The organism is Kitasatospora sp. NPDC056531 (assembly GCF_042794375.1).
GTDB lineage: Bacteria > Actinomycetota > Actinomycetes > Streptomycetales > Streptomycetaceae > Kitasatospora.
Map to the genome: position 1 here is coordinate 1 of NZ_JBHTTU010000192.1, position 5,727 is coordinate 5,727.

The window sequence follows — 5,727 nt, forward strand, 5'->3', positions numbered from 1 at the left end:
GCCTCGACCTCACCGGGTTCGATCCGGAAGCCGCGGATCTTGACCTGTCGGTCGATCCGGCCCACGAAGTCCAGCTGCCCGTCGGCGCGCCACCTCACGGCGTCACCCGTGCAGTACATCCGCGCGCCGGGCACCGGGCTGAACGGGTCCGGGACGAAGCGAGCCGCCGTCAGACCCGGGTCGTTCAGGTACCCGCGCGAGACCCCCGCGCCGCCGGTGCACAGTTGACCCACCACACCGACCGGCACCGGGTCGAAGTTCTCGTCCACCACGTACACCGACGTCCCCGAGACCGGACCGCCGATCGGTATCCGCGCGCCGAGGGCGTCCTTGATGACGGCGCTTGTCGTCGTGCCGGTGTTCTCGGTCGGGCCGTAACAGTGGACCAGCGCCACATGGCGGGTCGCGGGATCGGTGAGCGACGCCGCGAACGCGCTCGGCATGGCCACGTCGCCGCCGATCATGATCTGCCGGACACCGCCGAGCGCTTCGAGGTCATGTTCGACGAACTGGTTGAACAGCGCGGTCGTGGTGACCAGGCTGGTCACCGCGTGCTCGCGGATCAGCGCCGCGATCTCGGGGATGTCCAGCTGCCCGGCCCTCGGCATCACCAGTCGCCCGCCTTGCAGAAGACTCGTCCACAGTTCGATCGCGGAGATGTCGAAGCTGAGCGGCGCGAGCTGGATGAAGGTCTCATCCCGGCCGTGGGCCAGGTAGTCGGGCAGGTACGCCAGCCGCAGGATGTTGCGATGCGTGATGCCGACGCACTTCGGGACTCCGGTCGAACCCGAGGTGAAGCTGACGTACGCGAGCGAGTCGGGGTGCGCGGCCGTCGCCGGCGCCTCAGCGGATTCCGCGGCGATCGCGGCCTGGACCGCATCGAGCACGATGACCGTACGGCCCTGCGCCGCCTCGCCGAGCCCGGCCAGCGCCTCGGTCGTGGTCACGATGACCTCGGCCCCGCTGCCCTCGGCATAGGCGGCGGCGCGGTCGGCCGGTCCGGCCGGGTCCAGGAAGAGATAGGCACCGCCGGCCTTCAGGGCAGCAAGCACCGCGACCACCATCTGTACCGATCGCGGAACCGCGATCCCGACAACGGAGTCCGCCCTCACCCCGTGGCTGCGCAGCACGCGCGCCAGCCGGTTCGTCAGCGCGTCGAGCTCGCCGTAGCCGAGCGTGCCGCCGACCCCGGTCAGGGCGACGGCCTCCGGGTGCCGCGCCGCCGCGGCGGAGAACAGTTCGCCGATGGTCCCGGTCGATCGGTCCCAGTGCACCGACCCGGTCCAGGCGGTGATCCGATCGGCCTCGGTGGGCGAATCCAGCCGGAGGCCGGCCGACGCGGCCGTGGGGTCGGCGACGGCCTGCTCGACCGCCTGCCGGAAGTGGTCCATCAGGACGCCCACCGTCGCCGGTTCGAACAGCCCGGACTCCCCGATCAGTTCGAACTCGATCACCGGGCCCCGGCCGACGCCGACGAGCATCAGGTCGTTCTTCACCGAGCCGAGGTCGGCGGCGGGCGCCGGCTCGGCCGCGACCTCCGCCAGCGACCAGCCGCCCTCCTCGATGTCCGCCCAGTCCGCGACCGCCTGGCACAGCGGCATCCGCGAGCCGCCGCGGGGCACGCCCAGCTCGGAGACGATGCGTTCGAGCGTGATGTCCTGATGGTCCAGGGTGCCCAGGAAGGCCTTCGCCGTGTGCCGCACGACGTCCTCGACGGTCGAGGCCGCACCGAGCCGGACCGGGATCGGCACCAGGTTGGCGAACAGGCCGACCAGCCCCTCGGTCTCGGCGCGCCGACGGCCGGAGACCGCGGCGCCGATCACCAGATCCGACTGCCCGGAATGCCGGCTCAGGACGGTGGCGAACAGCGCGACCATCGCGGTGAACGGCGTGGCGCCCGCGACGGTGGCGAGGTCGCGGAACCGTCGGCTCTGCTCGGCGGACATCGACCACTGGGCGCGGTGGCCCATGGGCGAGCGTGCCGAGCTCCGCGGCCGGTCGGTCGGCAGCTCCAGCACGTGGGGGATGTCCGCGAGCGCCTCGCGCCAGTACTTGAGATCGCGCTCACCGGGCTCGGAGTCGAAGCGGGCCGTCTGCCACTCGGCGTAGTCGCCGTACTGGACGGGCAGTGCCGGGAGTTCGACCGGGAGGCCGTTCAGCCGGGCCGTGTAGCAGGCGTCGAGCTCCCGGTGCAGGAGGCCGAGCGACCACTCGTCACCGATCAGGTGGTGCATGGCCAGCAGGAGCAGGTGCTCGTCCGCCGCCGTGCGGGCCAGCCGGACCCGCCACAGCGGTCCGTCGGCGAGGTCGAAGGGACGGGCGCTTTCGTGGGTCAGCGTCGCCACCGCGTGGTCGCGGGCGGTTCGGCCGTCGGCGCTCAGGTCGATGACCTCGAAGTCGACCGCCGCCGCAGCCTGCGGGGCGACCGACTGGCGCGGTGGGTCCTCTCCGGTGAAGGTCGTCCGCAGCGTCTCGTGTCGCCTCGCGAGGTCCGCGAAGGCCCCCCGGAGGGCTTCGAGGTCCAGCGCTCCGCGCAGCCACGACAGCTCGGTCATGGTGTAGAGGCCCTCGTCGGCGGCCAGCTGCCCTGCCGCCCAGACCCCGCGCTGGATCGGCGAGAGCGCGGCGTCCGCGCCCGCCCGGCGCGGGATCGCCCGCCGGGCGAGCCTGGCGGCGAGGTCGATCGTCTTGCCGCCGACCCGGAGCTGCGGGTTCGCGGCGCTTTCGACACCCTCAACTTCAACACTGGTCATCGGGCTATCCCCTGTCCCAAGTCATCAGCGGGCCCTGGACGCGCATCACCAGGTCGACCCGTAGTTCGGCGAGCAGATCTTCGAGTAGCGGTGTGGCGCCGTCGCCGTTGGCGAGGATCACCAGGCCGTGACCGGACACCGGATCCACGGCGTAGACGCTGCGGAATCCCGGACCGTCGCCGGGGTGCCCGATCCACCGCCGGCCCGCCACGGTCTTCACGGAGGTGCCGAGCCCGTAACCGGTCCGCAGTCCGTCGAGCATCAGCTCGATGTCGGAGCGGCTGAGCACGGTCCCCTGGTCCTGTGCCAGCGCGCGGTGGAGCTCGACCCCGACCCGGGCCAGGTCCGAGGCGGACATCCAGACGAGTTCCTCCGCCGCCGCGCCGGCGGCACGCCGACCGCGGCCGTAGCGGCGCCCGGTCGCGGTGTGCCCGACGGCGACCTCGTCCCCGGCCCCAGTGGGGAAGACGGGCAGGAACACCGTGTCGTCCAGGCCCAGGGGATCGAGCACCAACTCCCGCAGGGCCTTCGGGAACGAGAGGTCCGTGACGTCGGCGACGATCCGCTCGATCAGCGTGTAGTTCGCCAGGGCGTACTCGTAATGGGTGCCCGCCGGTCGGCTGACCGCGACGGTCGGCCCTTCCGCGTTCTCGTCCGGGCTCAGTCCCGCGCTGTGGCACAGCAGATCGCGGACCGTCACCGGCCGGGCGGGGTCCAGCGTGTCCACGCGCTGCTCGCGCAGCAGCTCGTTCACGGGGGTGTCGAGCCCGAGCACGCCGTCACGGGCGAGCCGCATCACCGCCATGGCCGCGAGGTGCTTCGCCACCGACCCGACCTGGAAGACCGTGTGCTCGGTCACCGGGACGGAGCCGCCGGCCGAGGTCACGCCGTGCCCCCACGCCGTGACCTCGCCGCCCGTGATCGTGGCGACGCTCAGACCCGGCACGCGGTAGCGCACCATCGGTCCGATCAGCAGCGGCGTCTTCGGATGGATGCGCCGCAGCCACTCCTCGGGCTCGGCCTGGTCCGCGTCCCAGAGCGAGATCTGGTGCACGAAGCGCCGCAGCCCCCGGAGGTGGTTCTCGGCGACGGACCGTACCGTCTCGCGGTCGAAGGCGTCGGCCGCGTACAGCCACGTCACCTGGAGCCGGCCGTCGATGACCCCGGCCATGACCTCCAGCGGGTACGAGCTCGCGAAGTCCGGCGGCGCCTCCGAACCGAGCGTGTGGGGCAGGTCCGTGAAGGGGAAGCCGCCGCCGGGGCCGTCGCCCGCCTCGCCGATGTAGTTGAACGCGATCTCCGCGTCGGAGGAGACCGCCGCGGCGAGTTCGGGGCCGGCGAGGTGGCGGGCGACGCCGTAGCCCATGCCGCGGTTGGGCATCGCCTGGGTCTGGTCCCGCACCTGGGCCACGTACGAGCCGAGGCTGTCACCACCCGTGAGGTGGAAGGTCATCGGATGGACGGCGGTGAACCAGCCGACCGTCCGGGCGACGTCCTGATCGCGGGCCAGCGCCTCACGCCCGTGGATCTCGACGTCGAGGGCCACGGCGCCGTCGCCCACCCAGTCGTGCAGCGTCGGGACGGCCGCGGCGAGCAGCAGCTCGGCGGCGGTGATCCGACCGGTGGTGCGCCTCGTCGCGGCGCGGAACGCCTCGGTCTCGGCGAGGTCCAGCTCGACCCGCACCCGGCCGGTCCCCGCCGGGCCCGACCCTGGCGCCGCGTCGCGGGGCAGCGGCGTGGTCCGGCTGCGGGCCTGGGTCCAGTACTCCGCGTCCTTGCGGAACGCCGGGCCGGCCGCGTACCGGTGCAGGTGCTCCGCCCATTCCTTGAACGAGGTGGTCTTGTCCGGCAGTTCGACGGGCTCGCCCCGTACGGCGCTGGCGTACGCGGCGGCCAGATCGCCGACCAGGAAGCTCCAGGAGACGATGTCGACCGCCATGTGGTGGACGACGATCAGCAGCTCGTCCGGCGCCGTCCCGCCGTGGTCGAACAGGACCGCGCGGATCACCGGGCCGGCCACCAGGTCGAGGCTCGCCTGGGCCCGCGCCCCGGCCGCCTCCGCCAGCTCCTCGCGCTCGGCCTCCGGCCACACCGAGGCGTCGATGATCTCGAGGACATCGGTGTCGTCGACCGGTGCGAGGTACTGGTGCCAGCGGCCGCCACGTTCCTCCAGCCGCAGCCGCAGCGCGTCGTGGTGCCCGACCAGCGCGGACAGGGCTGTGCGCAGCGCCTCCGGGTCGGCCTTGTCGTGCCAGCGCAGCAACTTCGACTGGTTGAAGTGGTTCTCGGGGCCGTGGGTGTGGAGGAACCACTGCTGGATCGGGGTGAGCGGGACTTCGCCGGTGACCGGTCCCTGCTGCGCCCGCACCGGTACGGCGCCGGCTGCGGCGGCCTGGGCGAGTTCGGCGATGGTCTGGTGGTCGAAGACGTCGCCGGAGGTGAGGGTGACTCCGGTCTGGCGGACCTTGGAGGCGACCCGGATGGCCATGATGGAGTCGCCGCCGAGTTCGAAGAAGTTGTCGTCGATCCCGACCTCGGTCAGGCCGAGGACCTGGCACCACGCCTCGGCGAGGACCTGCTCGGTCCGCGTCCGCGGGGCCCGGCGGGGACGGTCCGAGCCGAGCTCCTCCGCCGGGGCGGGTGCGGGCAGGGCCTTGCGGTCGACCTTGCCGTTGGCCGTCAGCGGGATCCGCTCCACCACCACGAACGCCTGCGGGACCATGTACTCCGGCAGTGCCTGTCCGACGTGGGAGCGCAGCACCGACACCGGTACCTCGGCGCCGTCGTGTACGACGAGGTAGGCGACCAGACGCTTGTGGCCGCCGTCGGCGTGGGCGACCACGACCGCTTCGGCGATGTCCGGATGCGCGATCAACCGGGCCTCGACCTCACCGGGTTCGATCCGGAAGCCGCGGATCTTGACCTGTCGGTCGATCCGGCCCACGAAGTCCAGCTGCCCGTCGGCGCGCCACCT

At 72.5% G+C, this 5,727-nt stretch carries 2 protein-coding genes; both read right to left on the reverse strand.

All coding sequences use genetic code 11. The features are described from left to right. On the reverse strand, positions 1 to 2,753 hold a 2,753-nt coding region (locus ACFQ87_RS43880; protein WP_380616648.1), incomplete at its 3' end, for an amino acid adenylation domain-containing protein. A gap of 4 nt (positions 2,754 to 2,757) precedes the next feature. Further along, a partial coding sequence (locus ACFQ87_RS43885; protein WP_380616649.1) for a condensation domain-containing protein occupies positions 2,758 to 5,727 on the reverse strand: 2,970 nt, incomplete at its 5' end.